Origin of the sequence: Sphingomonas sp. SORGH_AS_0950 (genome assembly GCF_030818415.1) — a bacterium.
Classification (GTDB): domain Bacteria; phylum Pseudomonadota; class Alphaproteobacteria; order Sphingomonadales; family Sphingomonadaceae; genus Sphingomonas.
Genome location: NZ_JAUTAE010000001.1, coordinates 1,922,905 through 1,942,431, shown reverse-complemented (window position 1 = coordinate 1,942,431; position 19,527 = coordinate 1,922,905). Strand labels below are relative to the sequence as shown.

Annotated in this window: 18 protein-coding genes; 6 read left to right on the top strand and 12 right to left on the bottom strand. The window is 67.2% G+C overall.

Annotated features, from left to right (window positions below):
• Positions 1–20 precede the first annotated feature (20 nt).
• Genes QE385_RS08465 through QE385_RS08455 form a run of 3 tightly spaced genes read left to right on the top strand, consistent with a single transcriptional unit; the run spans position 21 to position 5,526 of the window.
• Positions 21–3,026 (top strand): TonB-dependent receptor domain-containing protein, encoded by a 3,006-nt coding sequence (locus QE385_RS08465; RefSeq protein WP_307100878.1) that lies wholly within the window; start codon positions 21–23, stop codon positions 3,024–3,026.
• A 26-nt stretch (positions 3,027–3,052) separates the two neighbouring features.
• Positions 3,053–3,733: a DUF6445 family protein gene (locus QE385_RS08460; protein WP_307100875.1), complete on the top strand. Its 681-nt coding sequence runs from the start codon at positions 3,053–3,055 to the stop codon at positions 3,731–3,733.
• Positions 3,730–5,526 carry a family 43 glycosylhydrolase gene (locus tag QE385_RS08455; protein WP_307100873.1) on the top strand — a complete coding sequence of 599 codons (1,797 nt, stop codon included), beginning with the start codon at positions 3,730–3,732 and terminating at the stop codon, positions 5,524–5,526. Before QE385_RS08460 ends, QE385_RS08455 begins: the two co-directional genes overlap by 4 nt.
• Here QE385_RS08455 and QE385_RS08450 read toward each other — a convergent pair.
• Genes QE385_RS08450 through uxuA form a run of 3 tightly spaced genes read right to left on the bottom strand, consistent with a single transcriptional unit; the run spans position 5,460 to position 9,501 of the window.
• The gene (locus tag QE385_RS08450; protein ID WP_307100871.1) at positions 5,460–6,902 is read right to left on the bottom strand and encodes a mannitol dehydrogenase family protein; all 1,443 of its coding nucleotides are present in this window, start codon (positions 6,900–6,902) and stop codon (positions 5,460–5,462) included. The two genes, QE385_RS08455 and QE385_RS08450, sit on opposite strands and share 67 nt — an antisense overlap.
• On the bottom strand, positions 6,899–8,311 hold the full coding sequence (gene uxaC, locus QE385_RS08445) for a glucuronate isomerase (protein ID WP_307100868.1): 1,413 nt from the start codon (positions 8,309–8,311) through the stop codon (positions 6,899–6,901). The genes QE385_RS08450 and uxaC overlap by 4 nt, the downstream gene beginning before the upstream one ends.
• A complete protein-coding gene (uxuA, locus tag QE385_RS08440) occupies positions 8,308–9,501 on the bottom strand; it encodes a mannonate dehydratase (RefSeq protein WP_307100866.1) in 1,194 nt (397 codons plus the stop codon). The genes uxaC and uxuA overlap by 4 nt, the downstream gene beginning before the upstream one ends.
• A 143-nt stretch (positions 9,502–9,644) precedes the next feature.
• Here uxuA and QE385_RS08435 point away from each other — a divergent pair, with 143 nt between their 5' ends.
• Positions 9,645–10,541 (top strand): sugar kinase, encoded by an 897-nt coding sequence (locus QE385_RS08435; RefSeq protein ID WP_307100864.1) that lies wholly within the window; start codon positions 9,645–9,647, stop codon positions 10,539–10,541.
• 149 nt (positions 10,542–10,690) lie between these two features.
• Here the strand turns inward: QE385_RS08435 and QE385_RS08430 are convergent, their stop codons facing one another.
• The 7 genes from QE385_RS08430 to QE385_RS08400 form a co-directional block, all read right to left on the bottom strand.
• Positions 10,691–11,431, bottom strand: coding sequence for a FadR/GntR family transcriptional regulator (locus QE385_RS08430; RefSeq protein ID WP_307100862.1), 741 nt, complete (start codon positions 11,429–11,431; stop codon positions 10,691–10,693).
• A 119-nt stretch (positions 11,432–11,550) separates the two neighbouring features.
• Positions 11,551–12,243: a 50S ribosomal protein L1 gene (gene rplA / locus QE385_RS08425; RefSeq protein WP_261268994.1), complete on the bottom strand. Its 693-nt coding sequence runs from the start codon at positions 12,241–12,243 to the stop codon at positions 11,551–11,553.
• 4 nt (positions 12,244–12,247) lie between these two features.
• Positions 12,248–12,679 carry a 50S ribosomal protein L11 gene (gene rplK, locus QE385_RS08420; protein WP_307100860.1) on the bottom strand — a complete coding sequence of 144 codons (432 nt, stop codon included), beginning with the start codon at positions 12,677–12,679 and terminating at the stop codon, positions 12,248–12,250.
• 315 nt (positions 12,680–12,994) lie between these two features.
• Positions 12,995–13,528 carry a transcription termination/antitermination protein NusG gene (gene nusG / locus QE385_RS08415; RefSeq protein ID WP_307100858.1) on the bottom strand — a complete coding sequence of 178 codons (534 nt, stop codon included), beginning with the start codon at positions 13,526–13,528 and terminating at the stop codon, positions 12,995–12,997.
• Positions 13,529–13,538: 10 nt separating this feature from the next.
• On the bottom strand, positions 13,539–13,736 hold the full coding sequence (gene secE / locus QE385_RS08410; RefSeq protein ID WP_007407051.1) for a preprotein translocase subunit SecE: 198 nt from the start codon (positions 13,734–13,736) through the stop codon (positions 13,539–13,541).
• 545 nt (positions 13,737–14,281) lie between these two features.
• Complete coding sequence (locus QE385_RS08405) at positions 14,282–14,464, bottom strand: YbdD/YjiX family protein (protein ID WP_307100855.1); 183 nt, start codon at positions 14,462–14,464, stop codon at positions 14,282–14,284.
• Positions 14,461–16,506 (bottom strand): carbon starvation CstA family protein, encoded by a 2,046-nt coding sequence (locus QE385_RS08400; protein WP_307100854.1) that lies wholly within the window; start codon positions 16,504–16,506, stop codon positions 14,461–14,463. Before QE385_RS08400 ends, QE385_RS08405 begins: the two co-directional genes overlap by 4 nt.
• Before the next feature lie 58 nt (positions 16,507–16,564).
• Between QE385_RS08400 and QE385_RS08395 the strand changes: the two genes are divergently transcribed.
• Together QE385_RS08395 and QE385_RS08390 are read left to right on the top strand one after the other, a co-directional pair.
• Entirely contained in the window at positions 16,565–17,524 is a 960-nt protein-coding gene (locus tag QE385_RS08395) for a DUF4253 domain-containing protein (protein ID WP_307100852.1), read from the top strand.
• Positions 17,525–17,639: 115 nt separating this feature from the next.
• Positions 17,640–18,233 carry an NADPH-dependent FMN reductase gene (locus QE385_RS08390; protein WP_307100851.1) on the top strand — a complete coding sequence of 198 codons (594 nt, stop codon included), beginning with the start codon at positions 17,640–17,642 and terminating at the stop codon, positions 18,231–18,233.
• 239 nt (positions 18,234–18,472) lie between these two features.
• Here the strand turns inward: QE385_RS08390 and QE385_RS08385 are convergent, their stop codons facing one another.
• Together QE385_RS08385 and QE385_RS08380 are read right to left on the bottom strand one after the other, a co-directional pair.
• Positions 18,473–19,144, bottom strand: coding sequence for a thymidylate kinase (locus QE385_RS08385; protein WP_307100849.1), 672 nt, complete (start codon positions 19,142–19,144; stop codon positions 18,473–18,475).
• A 1-nt stretch (position 19,145) separates the two neighbouring features.
• Positions 19,146–19,424, bottom strand: a complete 279-nt coding sequence (locus tag QE385_RS08380) for a chorismate mutase (protein WP_307100847.1) — start codon at positions 19,422–19,424, stop codon at positions 19,146–19,148.
• Between the last annotated feature and the right edge of the window lie 103 nt (positions 19,425–19,527).

The following is a 19,527-nucleotide window of genomic DNA, read 5'->3' as shown; positions in this document are numbered from 1 at the left end:
TGATCATGGAGGGGATTGAAATGGCATCCAGAATCGATCGTGTGCGTCTCGTCCGCGGGATTTCGGCGATGGCGATGGCCGCGACCCTGGTCGTGAGCGCGCCAGCCCTGGCCCAGGCGACCTCCACCCTGCGCGGCCATGTCGAGGGCGCGGCGGCCGGGACGACGGTCACCATCACCGACCTGACGACGGGCCAGGTCATCAACGGCCGCACCAATGCGGCGGGCGACTATACCATCCCCGGCATCCGCCCCAGCACCTACCGCGTCGCGGTCCAGGGCCAGCCGCCCGAAGAGGTCGTGGTGCCGGTCGGCCAGATCATCACCGCCGATATCGGCGAGCCTGCCGCCACCGCCACCACCGGATCGGCCGACGCGGCCGTCGCCAGCGGCGATGTCGTCGTCACCGGCCGCCGCACCCAGGAGGTGCGCACCGCCGAGGTCTCCACCAACGTCTCGCAGCAGCAGATCGAAAGCCTGCCGCAGAGCGACCGCAACTTCCTGAACTTCGCGGCGCTCGCACCGGGCGTCGCGGTGACGCCGGGACGCGGCAATCGCCAGGTCCAGGCGGGCGGCATCAGCGCCGACAATATCAACGTCTTCATCGACGGCCTGTCCCTGAAGAACCAGGTCAATCACGGCGGCGTCGCGGGCCAGAATTTCAGCCAGGGCAACCCCTTCCCGCAGCTGGCGGTGCAGGAGTTCAAGGTCGACACCCAGAATTTCAAGGCGGAGTACGACCAGGCGGGATCGGCGGTCATCACCGCCGTGACCAAGACCGGCGGCACCTCCTACCATGGTACGCTGTTCGGCGAGTGGCAGCCCAAATCCTTCTACGGCACCAAATATTTCGACCGGCCGGGCCATGCCAACAATATCGACGGGCAGCTTCAGCAGGGCAATTACGACCGCAAGCAATATGGCGCCGATCTGGGCGGCCCGATCATCAAGGACGTGCTGCACATCTATGGCGCGTTCGAGGCGACCGACCAGAAATCGCCGTCGGCGGCGGTGCTGCTCGGCCAGACCAATTCCGCCGACCCGACCCAGAATGTGCCGCAGGCGATCGCCAGCCAGTATAATGGCAGCTATCCGCAGGATTTCAGCCAGCGCCTCTATTTCGGCAAGCTGACCGCCTTCCTGTCCAATGCCGACACCGTCAATTTCAGCGGCTTCTTCCGCCGCGAGAGCAATCTGGCGGACTTTGGTGGCATCGCGGTGCCTTCGCACGGCCATCTGCTCGAGTCGAAGATCGATCTCTACCAGCTCGAATGGAATCATCGCGGCGACCATTGGCTGAACGAGGCGACGATCGCCTATAACAGCGTCTTCAACGGCACGCCGCGCACCGGCACCGGCCCCGAGATCGTGCTGGGCAAGCCCGGCGCCGCCGTGGCGCAGCTCGGCACCAACGGGTTCGAGCAGATCGACAACCAGAAGACCTGGACGTTCAAGGACAATGTGACCTTCTTCGGCGATCGCCATGTCGTGAAGGCGGGCGTCAAGGTGTCGCTGAACGACCTGTCGCGCTCCGAGGACAATCTGGGCAACGGCGCCTATTATTTCACGCCGTCGACCTTCACCTCATTCGAGAATTCGACCCCGCAACAGGCCGCCATCTCGGTCGTGCCGGTGCGCCCCGCCACCGCCAAGGACACGCAGATCGGCCTGTTCATCCAGGACGACTGGACGGTCAACGACCATATCACCATCAATGCGGGCCTGCGCTGGGACTATGAGACCAACGCCAAGAACGACAAGTTCGTCACCCCCGCCGCGATCGCCAATGCGCTGCGCAATTACCAGCCCTGGCAGGCGGCGGGGATCAACCCGGAGGATTACATCTCCACGGGCAGCAACCGGAAACCCTATTGGAAGGCGTTCCAGCCGCGCCTGGGCATTTCCTATGACGTGAACGGCGACCGCGACACCATCTTCTTCGCAGGCGCGGGCCGCTATTACGACCGGCCGCTGTTCATCGCGTCGGGCATCGAGACGGTGAAGGCGCTCTATCAGCAGACGGTCACGCTCAGCTTCTGCGACGGTCCCGGCCAGCCGACCTGCGCCAGCATCCGCGCGGGCAATGGCGGCGCGCTGCCGCCCGCGACGCTGGCCTGGAACAGCGGCTACAAGAACGTCGATACGCTGCGCGCGGCGGCGACCGCGACCGGGGTGGGGGGCGATGTCTGGCTGCTCAACAACAACACCCGGCTGCCCTATTCGGATCAGTTCAACTTCGGCTTCCGCAAGCGGCTGGGCGTCGTCCAGACCTCGGTCACGTTCAGCCACATACGCAGCCACAACATCTTCAAATATGTGCGCGGCAACCGCCTGCCCAGCGGCCAATATACCAGCCAGGGCGATCAGTGGATCGAGGATCTCTTCCCCGCCTCGGGCATCCTGCCCGGCTATAGCGGCAAGCTGAACATCGGGTCGAATGCGGGCAAGGCGGAATATAACGCCATCTACTTCACCGCCGAAAAGCCGTTCGTGACGGGCTCCAAATGGGGCTTTACCGCGACGCTGACGGTGCAGCAGGCCAAGAGCAACGTCGCGCAGGAATTGCAGGGCGATGAATTCTACAATGGCCCGCGCGTCGATGCCTATGGCTGGAACTATGTCGCGGGCGTCGAGAAGTGGCGCTTCGTCGGCACCGGCATCGCCAAGGGGCCGTGGGACACCAAGATCTCGCTGACCGGCACCTTCAGCTCGGGCCCGTCCTTCGGCCAGGTGATCTTCCCGGCCAATCCGCCGGAAAATGCGAACGCCTATGGCAATTTCGGCGGCGTGTTCTGGCCCGACCAGATCGTCGGCTATGCCTCGGTCGATGCGCGCATCTCGAAGAATTTCCACATGCCCTGGGGGCATGATCTGGAGGTCAATTTCGCGGCGTTCAACCTGTTCGACTCGGTCAACCGGACCTACACCGCCTGGGGTGCCGGGTCGGGCGTGAACCCGACCAAGCGGGAGAACGACACGATCGGCGTGCCGCGCTCCTTCCAGGTCGGCGCGCGGTACAAGTTCTGACCGACGCACGGGGAGGCGGTATCGTCATGACGCCCCGCCTCCTCCGCATCGGCGCGTCGCAAAGTCCGGTCGTGGTGGTCGACGACGTGATGGGCGATGTCCCGGCGATCGTTGCCATGGCGGCGGCGCTGGCACCGTTTCCGCCAGCATCGGGCAATGGCTATCCCGGTGTCCGGCGCGTCCTGACACCGGCCGATGGTGCGGGCCATGGCTATGCCACCGCGCTGCTCGAAGCGGTGGCGCCCTTTATCGGCGGCGCGTTCGCGGTGGATCGCTTCGACTGGATCGAGGCCAGTTTCTCGATGATCACCGCCGCGCCCCATGCCCTGTCTCCGGCGCAGTGTATGCCGCATTTCGATTCGATCGATCCGGGCTATCTGGCGGTGCTCCACTATCTGTCCGACACGCCCGGCAGCGGCACCGCCTTCTACCGCCAGCGCGCCACCGCGATCGAACGGGTGGACGCGGCCAATCGCGACGATTTTCTCGCCGCCGCGCGTCGCGCCGGGGCGGCACGGACCGGCTATATCGCAGGCAGCGATACCGCCTATGAGCGGATCGGCATGGTCGAGGCCAGGGTCGACCGCGTCGTCATCTATCAGGGCAGCCTGCTCCATTCGGGGATCATCCCGCCCGACATGCCGCTCAACGCCGATCCGCGTATCGGCCGCCTGACCGCCAACATGTTCGTGCAGGCGCGACCATGATCCTGTCGCTCGGGCTCGCCGCCGCGATCCAGTCCCCCGCCCAGACATATGCCAACCCGGTCGACATCGATTACCGGTATAATTTTGAGCAGGTGAACGAGGGCGTCTCCTACCGCACCGGCGCCGATCCGGTGATCGTGCGGTTCAAAGGGGCCTATTATCTCTTCCTGACGCTGGCCGATGGCTATTGGCACTCGACCGACCTGATCCACTGGCGCTTCGTCACCCCCAGCCGCTGGCCCGCCGAGGGGATCGTCGCGCCCGCCGTGCGGTCGGACGGGGAGCGGTTGCTCATCATGCCCTCGATGACCGGCCAGGGCGCGATCTATGCGACCAGCGATCCGGCGAGCGGCAGGCTCGACTATTTCGTCCGTCGCATGCCGCCGCTGCCCGGCGCGGTGCGATCGGGGTTAGAGGATCGCATCAAGCCGGGGCAGGTGCCCCCCGGCCCCTGGGACCCCGACCTTTTCCAGGACGAGGACAGGCGTTGGTATCTTTATTGGAACTCGTCCAACGTCTTTCCGATCTATGGCGCGCCGGTGCGCTTCGCCGATGGGAAGATGGTCTATGGCACGCCGCGTCGCGCCTTCATCAGGCTCGACCCCGCGCATCATGGCTGGGAGCGGTTCGGCCAGGACCATAGCGGGACGCTGCCCGACGGCACGCCGATCACCCCCTATATGGAAGGCGCGTGGATGACCCGGACGGGCGGGCGATATTATCTGCAATATGGCGCGCCGGGGACCGAGTATAACAGCTATGCGACCGGCACCTATGTCGGGACGTCGCCGATGGGGCCGTTCACCTATGCGCCCTACAACCCGGTCGGGTACAAGCCCGGCGGCTTCGTCCAGGGGGCGGGGCATGGCAACAGCTTCCAGGACGCGCATGGCAATTGGTGGAACACCGGCACGCCGTGGATCGGCTATAACTGGACGTTCGAGCGGCGCATCGGGCTATGGCCCGCTGCGTTCGAGGCTGATGGCCAGATGCATGTCTCGACCCGTTTCGGCGATTTCCCGCATTATGTGCCGCGCGGCCGCGTTACCGATCCCGAGGCGTTGTTCACCGGATGGATGCTGCTGTCCTATCGCAAGCCCGTGGTGGCGAGCGGGGCGGTGGCCGGGCACCCGGCAAGCGACGCGACCGATGAGAATCCCCGCAGCTTCTGGCTGTCGCCCAGCAAGGCGGCGGGCGCGACGCTGACCGTCGATCTGGGCGCGGTGAAGACGGTGCGCGCGGTGCAGGTCAATTTCGCCGATTACCAGGCGGGGCGCTTCGGCGATGCGCCGGACATCTATACCGAATTCCGGCTGGAGCATTCGCGCGATGGCCGCCATTGGCACCCGCTCGCCCGGACCGAGGCGCCGCGCCGCGACCGGCCCAACGCCTATTTCGCGCTCCCCGCGGCCGTGCGGACCCGCTATGTCCGCTATGTCCACGGCCATATCGGCGGCGCGCATCTGGCGATCAGCGACCTGAGGGTATTCGGCCGCGCCGACGGGCCCGTGCCCGCCGCGCCCGTGCTGGTCGAGGCCAGGCGCGAGGCGGACAGCCGCGATGCAACGATCCGCTGGCGGCGGGTGCCGGGCGCGGTCGGCTATAATGTCCGCTGGGGCATCCGGCCCGACCGGCTGTATCTGAGCTATCAGCTGTTCGCGGACCGGGTCGCGGGCGGTGAGGCCGCCACGCTCCCCTTGCGCGCGCTGACCAGCGGCCAGCCTTATTATGTCGCGGTCGAGGCGTTCGATGAAAACGGCGTGTCCCCGCTCAGCGCGGTCGCGCCGATGTGACGCGCCAGCACCGCCCGCTGCGACGCAGACGGATGCCAGTCGCTCGCCAGCAGGCCGTGCTCGCCGAACAGCGCGTCGATCAGCCCCGCCTCGCCCGCGCTTTGCCACAGTGCCGCCAGTTCGGCCGAGCGCGGATCGGGGGAGGCGGGATGCTCGCGCCGGATGAAGCGCAGCCAGGCGCCCAGCGCGGCCAGCGTCGCGGGCATGTCGGTGCCCCGCGGCGCATGATCCGCCAGCGAGCCGAGCCAGCGCGGCCCGACCTTTTGCGACCCGTCGCTCGCGATCTGCGACAGGCGATGCGCCAGCGACGGATTGGCGAAGCGCGCCAGCAGCGCATCGGCATAGGCGTCCAGATCCTGCCCCCGGGCCGGGGTGAAGCCGGTCGCCGCCTCGGCCCGCATCAGCGTCTCGACCAGCGGGCGGATGACGGGATCGGCGATCGCCTGATGGACATAGTCATGCCCCCGCTCCAGCCCGAGATAGGCCAGCGCCGAATGCGCGCCGTTGAGCATACGCAGCTTGGCGGTTTCATAGGGCGCGACATCTGCGACGAAGGTTGCACCACCCGCATCCCAGCGCGGTCGGTCGGCGGCGAAATCATCCTCGATCACCCATTGGCGATAGGGTTCGGTGACGACGGCCGCCGCGTCGCGCAGGCCCAGCATCGCCTCGACCCGGTCGAGATCGGTATCGGTCACGGCGGGGACGATGCGGTCGACCATGGTGTTGGGCGCGCGCCATTCGCGCTCGAACCAGTCGCGCTCGGCCGCCAGTCCCTGATGATCGAGAAAGGCCGCCACGCCGCCATGCAGCACCCGGCCATTGTCGGGCAGATTGTCGCAACTGACCAGCGTCAGCGGCCCCAGCCCCGCAGCGCGCCGCGCCGTCACCGCGCGGGCCAGATGGTGATAGATGCTGTTGCCGTCCGCCGCGATGCCCGACAGGTCGGTGCCGCCGCCGGGCCGCCGCCAATAGCCCTTTTCGGTTACGGTCAGCGTCACCACCCGCGTATCGGCGGCGGCGAGCAGCGCGGCCAGCCGGGTGGGCGCCTTCGCGACCGCGCTGACCTCCCGCACCGCGCCGATCAGGCGGACGGCCTCGCCCTCCGCCGAGCGATCGGTGACGGTATAGAGCCCGTCCTGCGGGGCGAGCGCATCGCATACCCCCGAGGAGCGCAGCGAGGCGCTGGCGATCGCCCAGTCGCGATCCCCCGCCGCCATGGCATCGTCGGTATAGACCGCCTGATGCGCCCGGTGGAACGCGCCCAGGCCCAGATGGACGATGCCGATCCTCTGCGCATCGCGGTCATAGCCGGGGCGCGCGACCGCCTGGGGCAAGGCCGCGACCTGCGTGGCATTCAACCGGGGCGTGCTCACAGCCGGTACGCCGATCGCACGAGACCGCTGGTCAGCGCATGGGCCAGTTCCACCGCTTCATCCTCTTCCAGCCGGTGCTCGGCGACCAGCCGCGCCAGGAAGCCGCAATCGACGCGCCGCGCGACGTCGTGCCGCGCCGGGATCGACAGGAAGGCGCGGGTGTCGTCGTTGAACCCGACCGTGTTGTAGAAGCCCGCCGTCTCGGTCGTCATCTCGCGGAACCGGCGCATCCCCTCGGGGCTGTCGTGGAACCACCAGGCGGGGCCCAGCTTCAGGCAGGGATAATGGCCCGCCAGCGGCGCCAGCTCGCGCGCATAGACGCTTTCGTCCAGCGTGAAGAGGATGATGGTCAGGTCGCGTTCGTTGCCGACCACGTCGAGCATGGGCTTGAGCGCATGGACATAATCAGTGCGCATCGGCAGGTCGGCGCCCTTGTCGCGACCATGGCTGGCGAACAGCGCGGCATTGTGGTTGCGGAACGATCCGGGATGGATCTGCATCACCATGCCGTCGGCGACGCTCATCTTCGCCATCTCGGTCAGCATCTGCGCACGGAACAGCTCGGCATCGGCCGGGGTCCAGGTGCCGCCGACGATCCGTGCGAACAGTGCCTCGCACTCCGCTCTCGACAGGTTGGCGGTCGCGGCAGTGGGATGGCCATGATCGGTCGCGGTCGCGCCCATATCGCGGAACGCCGCGCGGCGCTTGGCATGGGCGGCGAGATAGCCCGACCAGCTATGCACGTCCTCGCCGGTCAGCTCGGCGAAACGCTGCATCGCGCCCGCGAACTGCTCATGCTCGACATCGATCACGCTGTCAGGGCGATAGGTGGTGATGACCCGCCCCTGCCACCCCGATTCGCGGATCGCGCGGTGATGCGGGAGCGCATCGTCGGCTCCTTCGGTGGTGGCGAGGCAGTCGATCCGGAACCGCTCGAACAGCGCGCGCGGGCGGAAGGCCTCGGTCGCCAGCGTCTCGCCGATCGTGTCGAAATACAGGTCGGCCGTTGCCGCCTCCAGCGCGACCGGCATGCCGAACACCTCGGCAAAGACATGGTCGAGCCACATGCGCGACGGCGTGCCGCGGAACAGATGGTAATGGCTGGCGAACAGCGCCCAGGCCGCGCGCGGATCGGTGGCGGGGCGACCCGCCTTGCTGGGGATGGCCAGATCGTCGAGCGCGATCCCCTGGCTGTAGAGCATCCGGAAGATATAGTGATCGGGCGCCAGCAACAGCTCGGTCGCATCGCGCCAGGGTGCATCGGTCGCGAACCAGCGCGGATCGGTATGACCATGCGGGCTGACGATCGGCAGGTCGGCGACCTCGGCGTACAGGGTGCGCGCGATGCCGCGAATGGTCGGGTCGGCGGGGAACAGCCGGTCGGGATGAAGATTCAGCGGGCGGGTCATGCCGCCATCTCCTGCACGGAGTCTCGGGTCAGGCCCAGCATCGCGGCAATTCCTCTCTCCGCCCCGCGCAGCTCCGCCAGTCCGCGCATCCGGCCCAGCAGCGAATAGCCCGGATTGGCCTGGCGATGAAGGTCGTCCATCATGCGGTGGCCGTGATCGGGGCGCATCGCGATGGCACGGCCCTGGTCGTGCGACAGCTCGACCACTGCGCGGACGACTTCGATCATGCGCGCATCGCCGCCCAGATGCTCGGCCTCGTGGAAATTGCGCTCGCCCGCTTCCCAGGCGACCGCGCGCAGATGGAGAAAGTCGATCCGCTCGCCAAAGCGGCGGACCATGGCGGGCAGGTCGTTGTCGGGCCGCGCGCCGAACGACCCCGTGCAGAAGCACAGCCCGTTGGCGAGGGAGGGGACGGCGGCAAACAGCCGGGCAAGATCGTCTGCGGTGCTGACCACGCGCGGCAGGCCGAAAATGGGGAAGGGGGGATCGTCGGGATGGACGACCAGGGTGATGCCGACCTCCTCGGCGATCGGGCAGACCGCGCGTAGAAAGGCGACATGATTGGCACGCAGCTGTTCGGCGTCGATCCCGGCATAGCTGTCGATCGCGCGCAGGAAGGCGGGCGAGTCGAAGCTCTCCTCGCTGCCCGGCAATCCGGCAATGATCGTGCGCTCGAGCCGGTGGCGCTCCTCGGCGCTCATGCCCTCGAACCGCGCGGCGGCGGCGGCGCGGACCTGGGGCGAATAATCGGCCTCTGCCCCCGGTCGGCGCAGTATATGGATGTCATAGGCCGCCACCGCCGCCCATTCGAAGCGCAAGGCGGTCGCGCCGTCGGGCAACCGCCAGTCGAGATCGGTCCGCGTCCAGTCGAGCAGCGGCATGAAATTATAGGTGACGGTGCGCACCCCCTCCGCCGCCAGATGGCGCAGGCTGTCGCCATAAGCCTGGATCAGCGCATCGGTCATCTCGCCGCGCTTGATCGCGTCGTGGACCGGCAGGCTCTCGACCACGGTCCAGCCCAGCCCGGCCGCCTCGATCATGTGCCGCCGCTCGGCGATGGCGGCGCGCGGCCAGACCTCTCCATTGGGGATTTCGTGCAGCGCGGTTACCACTTCGGTGGCGCCCGCCTGGCGGATATGGGACAAGGGCACGGGGTCGGCCGGGCCGAACCACCGCATTGTCTGGGTCATGAACATGTCGCCATCCTCTCCAGCGGACATCAAGCTGCTTTGGGTGATGCGGTAGCAGCAATGATTCTGATAGACCAGTTTTGTAGAATTGGCCTTGCCAGTCTTTCAAGACCGGTAGGGCATAAAAGAGGAGAGGAAGCTTCATGCGGATCGTCGTGGTCGGGGAAGGAATGATCGAGCTGTCGCGCGCCGGTGCGCAGGACTGGCGGCTGGGCCATGGCGGCGACACGCTGAACACCGCGATCCATCTGGCGCGCATGGGGCGCGACGTGCGGTACGTCACCGCGCTGGGCGAGGATCCGTTCAGCGCGACGCTGCGCCACGACTGGGCGGGCGAGGGGATCGACACCTCGCTGATCCAGAGCGATCCGACGCGGATGCCGGGCCTGTATGCGATCACCACCGACGCGGCGGGCGAGCGCAGCTTTGCCTATTGGCGCGGGCAGAGCGCGGCGCGCCGCACCTTGTCGCTGCCCGGCAGCGACGCGGTGCTGGCCGAGGTGGAAGGGGCGGATCTGCTGCTCTTTTCGCTCATCACCATGGCGATCCTCGAGCCCGAGGGGCAGGATCGGCTGATCGCGCTGGCCGAGCGGGTGCGCGCGCGGGGTGGCCGGGTGGCGTTCGACGGCAATTACCGCCCCCGGCTGTTCCCCGACCAGCCGACCGCGCAAGCCGCGTGCCGCCGCGCGGTCGCGGTGTGCGACATCGGCCTGCCGACGCTGGAGGACGAGACGATGCTGGAGGGCACGCGCTCGGCCGAGGGGGTGCAGGCGCGCTGGCAGGGGCTGGGCGCGCGCGAGGTCGTGGTCAAGCTGGGGGCCGAGGGGTGCCTGCTGGCGAGCGGGCTGGTGCCGCCGCCCGAACGGCTGTCGCCGCGCGATACCAGCGGCGCGGGCGATGCGTTCAATGCCGGGTATCTGGCCGCGCGGCTCGACGGGCTGGCCCCGGCCGAGGCGGCGCTGTGCGGGCACCGGCTGGCGGGATGGACGGTGATGCGGCCCGGCGCGATCCCGCCGCGCGATGCCGACATGCCGGGCTGACGCCTTCGGGCTGGTCGGCCCTGGTCGGGGGTGGAGCGTGCCAAATGGCGGCCATCCCCATCGTCATCCCAGCGCAGGCTGGGATCTCTGGCGGAGGATTCCCTTCCCGCGCCAAAGGCCCCAGCCTGCGCTGGGGCGACGATCAGGAATCAGACCGCGTAGCGCTCCCGATGCGCGGCGATGCGGGCGCGGGCCTGTTCCATTTCGTGCACTTCGGTCGCGGCCAGGATCGCATCGAGCACATTGGTCAGATGCTGGCGCATCGCCGCCCGCGCGGCGTCTGCATCGCGCGCGATCAGCGCGTCGAGGATCGCGACATGGTCCTCCAGCCGGGGGACGACGCCCGCGCCATGCGCCTTGTCGCTAAGCAGCCGATATTGCGGCGAGCGTTCGCGGGCGTTCCACAGCAGCTCGACCATCGCGACCATCGCGCTGTTCTGCGTCGCGCGCGCGATCGTTTCGTGGAACCGCCGGTCGGCCAGCTCGGCGCGCTCCAGATCGGGGTCGTGCAGCGCGTCGGTCAGCGTGCGCAATTCGGCCAGCGTCGCATCGTCGATGCGGGTGGCCGCCAGCGCGCAGACCTCGCTCTCGATCGTGCGGCGCGCCTCCAGCAGCTCGAAGGGGCCGATATCGGTCTGGCCCGGTTCGCCGCCATGCGGGGTGGCGGCCGTCACATAGACGCCCGATCCCATCCGCACCTCGACCAGACCGTCGAGTTCGAGCGCGATGATCGCCTCGCGCACCGTGGGGCGGGACACCGCATGCGCCTGCGCCAGGTCGCGCTCGGACGGCAGGCGCTGGCCCACCGCATAGTCGCCGGCCGTGATTTGCGCGCCGATCTCGCGCGCGATCCGCTCGTACAAGCGGCCATTGTCGGGCTTTTTTGCCATGGCCAAGCCTATGCGGCCTGACCGCCCGCTGCAAGCCGGGCAAGAGGCGCATAACGAAAAGGGGGCCGGAACCGAAGTCCCGACCCCCTGATCTGTCAGCCTGACGGCTGCGGCGAGGATTACGCGCCCGGAACTTCCGAGACGTTCACCTTGATGCCGCGGCCCATCGTCGACGAGACGGCGATCTTGCGGACATACTTGCCCTTCGCGCCCGACGGCTTGGCCTTGATGAGAGCGTCGACCAGCGCGTCGAAGTTCGCGCGCAGATCCTCCGCCGGGAACGACGCCTTGCCGATGCCCGAGTGGATGATGCCGGCCTTTTCGACGCGGTATTCGACTTGGCCGCCCTTGGCCGCCTTGACGGCTTCGGCGACGTTCATGGTCACGGTGCCCAGCTTCGGGTTCGGCATCAGGCCCTTGGGGCCCAGCACCTTGCCGAGGCGACCGACGACGCCCATCATGTCCGGGGTCGCGATGCAGCGGTCGAAGTCGATGGTGCCGCCCTGGATGGTTTCCATCAGGTCCTCGGCGCCCACGACGTCGGCGCCAGCGGCGCGTGCTTCGTCGGCCTTCGCGCCCTTGGCGAACACGCCGACGCGAACGGTCTTGCCGGTGCCCTTGGGCAGGGTGACGACGCCGCGCACCATCTGGTCGGCGTGACGCGGGTCAACGCCCAGGTTGACGGCGACTTCGATCGTTTCGTCGAACTTCGAGGTCGCGTTGGTGCGCGCCAGCGTGATCGCTTCGTCGATGCCGTGCAGCTTCTCGGAGTCGATCTGGACGGCCTTCTGCTTCTTGGTCAGCTTCGCCATGATCTTAGCCCTCCACCACTTCGAGGCCCATCGCGCGGGCGGAGCCTTCGATGATCTTGGTCGCGGCCTCGATATCGTTGGCGTTCAGGTCCTTCATCTTGACCTGGGCGATTTCCTCGAGCTTCGAGCGCGCGATCTTGCCCGCCGACACCTTGCCCGGCTCCTTCGAGCCCGACTTCAGGTTGGCCGCCTTCTTGATGAGGTAGGTCGCAGGCGCGGTCTTCGTCTCGAACGAGAACGAACGGTCGGCATAGACGGTGATGACGGTGGGCAGAGGCGTGCCCTTCTCGACTTCGCCGGTCTGCGCGTTGAACGCCTTGCAGAATTCCATGATGTTCACACCGCGCTGACCCAGCGCCGGGCCGATCGGCGGCGAGGGGTTGGCGGCGCCTGCAGGGACCTGCAGCTTGATATAGCCGGTAATCTTCTTTGCCATGTCACTCTCTTTTCGAGTCTAGCGGTCGTGACGGGCACGCAAGGCATAGGCCAGCGCACCCTCCCGCAAGGGTTCCGTCGCATGATGCTAGGGAAGCGCGGGCCGATAGCCGAAAATAGGGGGAATGGCAAGGCGACTCCGCCCTCACCTCCGTTCGCACTGAGCGAAGTCGAAGTGCACGGGATTCCATCTGCCGAAAGGGCAGGGCGTGGGCTTCGGCTGCGCTCAGCCTGAACGGCGGTTTGGGAGCGGGTCTGGATACGAAAAGGGCCGGTGGCGTCGCCGCCCCGGCCCTTTTCGTCGGACGATCCGAACTTATTTCGAGCGTTCGACCTGCTCGAAATCCAGTTCCACCGGGGTCGCGCGACCGAAGATCGACACCGACACCTTGACCTTGGACTTGTCGAAATCCAGTTCCTCGACCACGCCGTTGAAGCTGGCGAAGGGGCCTTCCAGCACCTTGACCGCGTCGCCGATCTCGTAATCGACCTTGACCTTGTGCTTCGGGGCGGCGGCCTCTTCCTTGGAGTTCAGCATCCGCGTGGCTTCGCTTTCGCTGATCGCCTGCGGCTTGCCCATCGCGCCCAGGAAGCCGGTCACCTTCGGCGTGTTCTTGACCAGGTGATAGACCTGGTCGTTCATGTCGAGCTTGGCCAGCACGTAACCGGGCATGAACTTGCGCTCGACCGCGATCTTCTTGCCGCGACGGGCCTCGGTCACGGTTTCGGTCGGCACCTCGATCTGCGCGACGAGATGGTCGAGGCCCAGACGGGTCGCCTCGGCCATGATCGAATCGCGGACCTTGCCCTCGAAACCGGAATAAGCGTGGATGATGTACCAGCGCGCCATGGGAACCCTTTTACTTCGCGAGCGACAGCAGGGTGCGGACCAGCGTCTCGAAGAACGAGTCGACCGCCAGGAAGAAGATGGCCAGGATCGTGGTCATCACGACCACCATCACGCCGGTCATCACCGTCTCGCGCCGCGTCGGCCAGACGACCTTCTTGGTCTCGGTCTTGACCTGGTTGAAGAATTCGATGGGGGTCGTCTTCGCCACTCGTGCCGTTCCCGCACCTGCGTTGAAATACTGTCAGCGAGGCATGGGGCCGCCGTCGCTGACCCAAGGGGTCTGCGACGAAAGGTCCGTCCGCGCTGTTCGGATGGGAACGCGATGTAGCCGTGGCTTGGTCAAAAGGCAAGGGTAGCGGCGGGATGGGGCTTTCGGGGGCACGCGAAGCCGCGATGGCGCGAAGGTTTTTGGTTCGCGCGGAGACGCGGAGACGCGGAGATTTTTGTGGTTCGCGCAGAGGCGTGGAGGGCGCAGAGGGGGAGCGGCAGGCTCTTGTTACCTCTCTCTCGAACCTCCGTTCGGCCTGAGCGTAGTCGAAGGCCAAGGGAAGGAGACGCCTAAGGACTTCGAGCCGCAGGCTCAACGAACGCTGGCGCGTTCCGCCCGCGTGACGGGCATCATCCCATGGCCTTCGACTACACTCAGGCTGAACGGAGGGGGGGTAATGCCCCACTCTTTCTCTCCGCGCCTCCGCGCCTCCGCGCGAACCAACCTTCTTTCCTCTTCGCGCCGTCGCGCCTTCGCGTGAACAATCAACAGCAACGCCCACCATTCTTGCCACCGTACCGCGCCTGTTGCCGCTCGCGGAAAAACGTCACCTCGTCCATCGGCTCCCGGTCGGGATGCCTGGCCGCCATATGCGCCCGATAGGCGTCATAGCTCGGCATCCCGACCATGGCATTGCCGATCTCACGCAGGCGGGCGAGCCAGCTCATTCGGCCGCCGCCATTTCGGGCGGGATCTCGCTGATGCTCGGCCGGTCTATCCGGCGGGCGATCAGGCAGGTGCGGACCGCATAGACCAGGATCGCCAGCACCACGCCCAGGAAGATCGCGCACAGCCCCGCATCGATCCGGTCGTTGAAGACGATCCGCCCCATCTCCGCCATGGTCTTGGCGGGGGGCAGCACCTTGCCCGACGCGGCGGCGCTGGCGAATTTATCGGCATGCGCCAGGAAACCGACGCGCGGGTCGGCGGAGAAGATCTTCAACCACCCGGCAGTCAGCGTGCAGGCGAGCAGCCAGACGGTCGGCACCACGGTGATCCAGGCGTAACGGTCCTTCTTCATGCGGAACAGCACGACCGTCGCCAGCATTAGCGCGACGGCGGCCAGCATCTGGTTGGAGATGCCGAACAGCGGCCACAGCGTGTTCACCCCGCCCAGCGGATCGGTGACGCCCTGGTAGAGGAAGAAGCCCCAGGCCGCGACGCACAAGGCCGTCGCGATCAGGCCCGGCGCGACCTTGCTCGATCCCCGGAAGCTGGGGACGGCGAGGCCGATCAGGTCCTGGAGCATGAACCGCCCGGCGCGGGTCCCTGCATCCACGGCGGTCAGGATGAACAGCGCCTCGAACAATATGGCGAAGTGATACCAAAAGGCCTTCATCGCCTGTCCGCCGAACAGGTGGCTGAAGATTTCCGCCATCGCCACCGCCAGCGTCGGTGCTCCCCCTGCGCGCGAAATGATCGTATGCTCGCCGACGTCGCGCGCGACCTGCGACAGCGTATCGGCCGAGATGGGAAAGCCCATCGCGGTCACGGCGGCGGCGGCGCTGGCCGGGTCGGTGCCCAGTACGGCGGCAGGCGCGTTCATCGCGAAATAGACGCCCGGATCCAGGATCGAGGCGGCGACCAAGGCCATGATCGCCACCGCGCTCTCCATCAGCATCGCGCCGTACCCGATGAACGGTGCGTCCCTCTCGCTGGCGATCAGCTTGGGGGTGGTGCCGCTGGCGATCAGCGCGTGAAAGCCCGACACCGCGCCGCAGGCAATGGTGATGAACAGGAAGGGGAAGAGCGGCCCCGCCCAGACCGGCCCGCTGCCGTCGATGAATTGGGTCAGCGCGGGCATCTTCAGCGGCGGCGCCATGATGACGATGCCGATCGCCAGCGCCACGATCGCGCCGATCTTGAGAAAGGTCGAGAGGTAATCGCGCGGTGCGAGCAGCAGCCACACCGGCAGCACCGAGGCGACTGCGCCATAGCCGATCAGCAGGAAGCAGAGCTGGACCGGCGTGAAGGTAAATAGCGGCGCGAGGACGGCCGACTCGGCGATCGACTGGCCATAGACGATGGCGAGGATCAGGCCGATGAAGCCGATGATCGACACCTCGCCGATCTTTCCCGGCCGCACCCAGCGGGTATAGCCGCCCATCAGCATCGCCAGCGGCACGGTCGCCGTCACGGTGAACAGCCCCCAGGGGCTTTCCGCCAGCGCCCGCACGACGATCAGCGCCAGCACGGCCAGGATGATGACCATGATCATGAAGGCGCCGAACAGCGCGATGGTGCCCGCCACGGGGCCCATCTCCATGCGGATCAGCTCGCCCAGCGAGCGCCCGTCGCGCCGCATCGACAGGAACAGGACCAGAAAATCCTGCACCGCCCCGGCCAGCACGACGCCCGCCAGAATCCACAAGGTGCCCGGCAGATAGCCCATCTGCGTCGCCAGCACCGGCCCGACCAGCGGCCCCGCGCCCGCGATCGCGGCAAAGTGGTGGCCGAACAGCACCGTCCGGTCGGTCGCGACATAGTCCAGCCCGTCGGCGCGACGAATGGCGGGGGTGGGGCGGCTGGGGTCGATGCCGATCACCCGCGCGATGAACAGCGCATAATAACGATAGGCGATCAGATAGACCGAGACCGCGGCCGCGACGATCCACAGCGCGTTGATCGGCTCGCCGCGCACCGTCGCCACGACGCCCAAGGCGCCCGCTCCGACGATCGCCAGCGCGATCCAGGGGAGGTGTTTCGTCATGCCCTGTCCGGTCCTCTTGTTATGCTTTTTATCGATCTTCTACCCCCTGGGGGCGGGCGTGCCAGCCCTGAATATGCCGATGGGGATTTTTGCCGGGGCCGCCGGAATCGATTGCGGGCGTGCGCATCGACATGCCAAGCTGCACGCCATGGAACCGACGCGGCGGTGGATGATCGGCGGGCTGGCGATGGGCGCGCTTCTCGGTGCGACGCGGCCGATGGGGAGTGGACAGGTGACGGACGATCTTTCCCACCTCACGCCCGAACAGCGCACCCGCTATGAGGCGATGCACCAGCGGACGATGGCGGCGCTGACCTATGAGCGGATCACCGTGCCCGGCCGGAACGCGCTGGCGGAGTGGGAGCGGCTCAAAGGCGCCGGGCGTGGCTGGCCGGTGGTGATCGGCGGGGACGAGGATCTGGAGCGGATCGCCGAACAGCTCTCGATCGATGACCCGGCCATGTCGGGCGCGCCCGCGAACCGCCCGGCTCCGCGCACGCCGGCCCAGATCGTCGCGGCGGCCGACGCCCTTCGTTTTTCGGCGGATTTCCACCGTTGGTCCAAGGAGAATGGCGGGGAGGATTTGCGGGCCCCGGTCGGCGAATGGCCCAGGGACGTCGGGGACGGTCCCGAAGAGCCGGGATTGTTCGTCATCGAGGACGGGGCATCCGGCCAGGTTCGTGACCGGGTGCACATCATGATGCTGCCGACCTCGCACGCGTGGGAAGCGCCCGCCTATCTGCGCTGGGGCAACTGGAACGCCTGTCCGCCGTCCGAATATCATGTCGCGGCGCTGCACGACTGGAATCGGCGCTATGGCGCCGAACTGGTCGGGCTCAACGGCGATACGATGAACATCCGGGTCCGGACCCGGCCGAAGGACCGGGCGGAGGGGCTGGGGCTGGCGCGCGAACTGTATGAATATTGCCCCGACATCATCGAGCAGGGGGCGGGCACGCTGTCCAACCTGGCCGCCGGATTGATGACGTCGAACTGGTGGTTCTTCTGGTGGGACTGACGGCATAGCGCGCGCCCGGCGCTTCACCTTGGCACGGTCCCGTCATCGCACCCTCCGGCGGGCCTGCCGCAACTTACCCCTTGCCCAGCCGCCCGGTCCGGGGTGAAAGGCGGACATGGTCAGTCCTTCCTCCTCCCCGCTCGTCGTCGGCATCGGCGGCACGATCGGCAGCGTCTCCTCGACCGAGCGTGCGCTTCGCATTGCGATGACGGCCGCCGCCGACGAGGGGTTCCGCACCCATGTCTTCGGCGGCGAGGATCTGGCGCGCCTGCCGCTCTACAATCCTCGCGCGGCCGAGCGGACCGAGGCGGAGCGGGTCTTTGTCGAGACGGTGCGACAGGCCTCGGCCATCATCATCGCCAGCCCGGGCTATCATGGCAGCATCTCGGGGCTGGTGAAGAACGCGCTCGACCTGCTCGAAGAAACGGCGAAGGACGAACGCCCCTATCTGGCCGATCTGCCGGTCGGGCTGATCGCGACCGCCTATGGCTGGCAGGCGACGGGTTCGACCATCGCGGCGCTGCGCTCGATCGTCCATGCGCTGCGCGGCTGGCCGACGCCCTTTGCGGCGGCGGTGAATTCGCAACAGACGCGGTTCGATGAGGATGGCCGGATCAACGATGCCTCGGTGGAGGGGCAATTGCGGTTGGTCGGCCAGCAGGTCGCCCGCTTCGCACCGCTGGCAGGGACGATTCGCGCGTCGAATTGAGCGGCGCTAGCGCACACAAATTTTGTTCACGCGAAGCCGCAAAGATTTTGATTTCGCGCGGAGGCGCGGAGGGCGCCGAGATAGATCAATCGCGTGCGACCGCGCGCAATCCTTTCTTCGATCATATGAGGAAGAAGGACTGCGTCACCCAAAGCGTACGACATCTCCGCGTTCTCTGCGCCTCCGCGCGAACCCTCCTCTTTCTTCTCGCGCCCTCGCGGCCTCGCGCGAAATGAAGATTACCCCAGCCGTCCCGTCACCAGCGCGGCAATCTCGTCGGCGATCTCCGCCGGATCGCGCAAATTCCCATGCGCCACGGTCGACACCGTCGCCCATTCGCCCAGCATCGCGCCGTCCGCCATCGCGGCATAGTTGGCCCGGACCCGCGCCTGGAGCCCCAGATCGGCCTCATAGGCATCATAGGTCTCGTCGGTATAGCTGCGCTTGCGCTTGCGGGCGATCAGGTCGCGCGCGACGGTCAGCGGCGTGTCGAGATAGACCGACAGATGCGGCGCGGGCAGGCGGAACTGCACCGTCTCCAGCCGTTCGATCCATTGCAGCAGCGCCTCGGCCTGTTCGGGGGGCACCTGCGCCGCCTGATAGGCCATGTTGGACGCGATATAGCGGTCGAAGACGATGACGTCGTGGCGCTCGGCCAGCGCGATCAGGTGCGGGCGCGATTCGAATCGGTCGAGCGCATAGAGCGTCGCCGCCGTCTCGGGCGCGGCGGCATGGGGCAGGCGCCCTGCCAGATATTCGCCCAGCGCCCAGCCGCCGATCGTGTCGCCGTAACGCGGAAAGGACAGCGCCGCCGCCGACAGGCCCGCCGCGTTCAGCCGCTTGGTGACGGCGGCCGTCGCGGTCGCCTTGCCGGCGCCATCGGCTCCTTCGATCGCCAGGAGAAAGGCCATCTCAGCCGCGCAGGCGTTCGTGGTGGCGGATCACCTCGTCGATGATGAAGCGCAGGAATTTCTCGGAAAATTCGGGGTCCAGCTGCGCATCGATCGCCAGTTGCCGAAGCCGGGCGATCTGCGCTTCCTCGCGACCCGGATCGGCGGGGGGCAGGCCGTTCTTAGCCTTATATTCGCCAACCGCCTGCGTCACCTTGAACCGTTCGGCCAGCATGAAGACGAGCGCGGCATCGATATTGTCGATCGACTGGCGATAGCCGGTCAGCACGGTGTCGGACATGGTGGACGTGTCTCCCTCTGGCGCGTGGGCTCGCGCAATTTCGCGCGCGTCCTTTCGCGCTTAGGCTTGCGTTCGGCAAGCGTTGTCGCCAGAGGCTCTTACC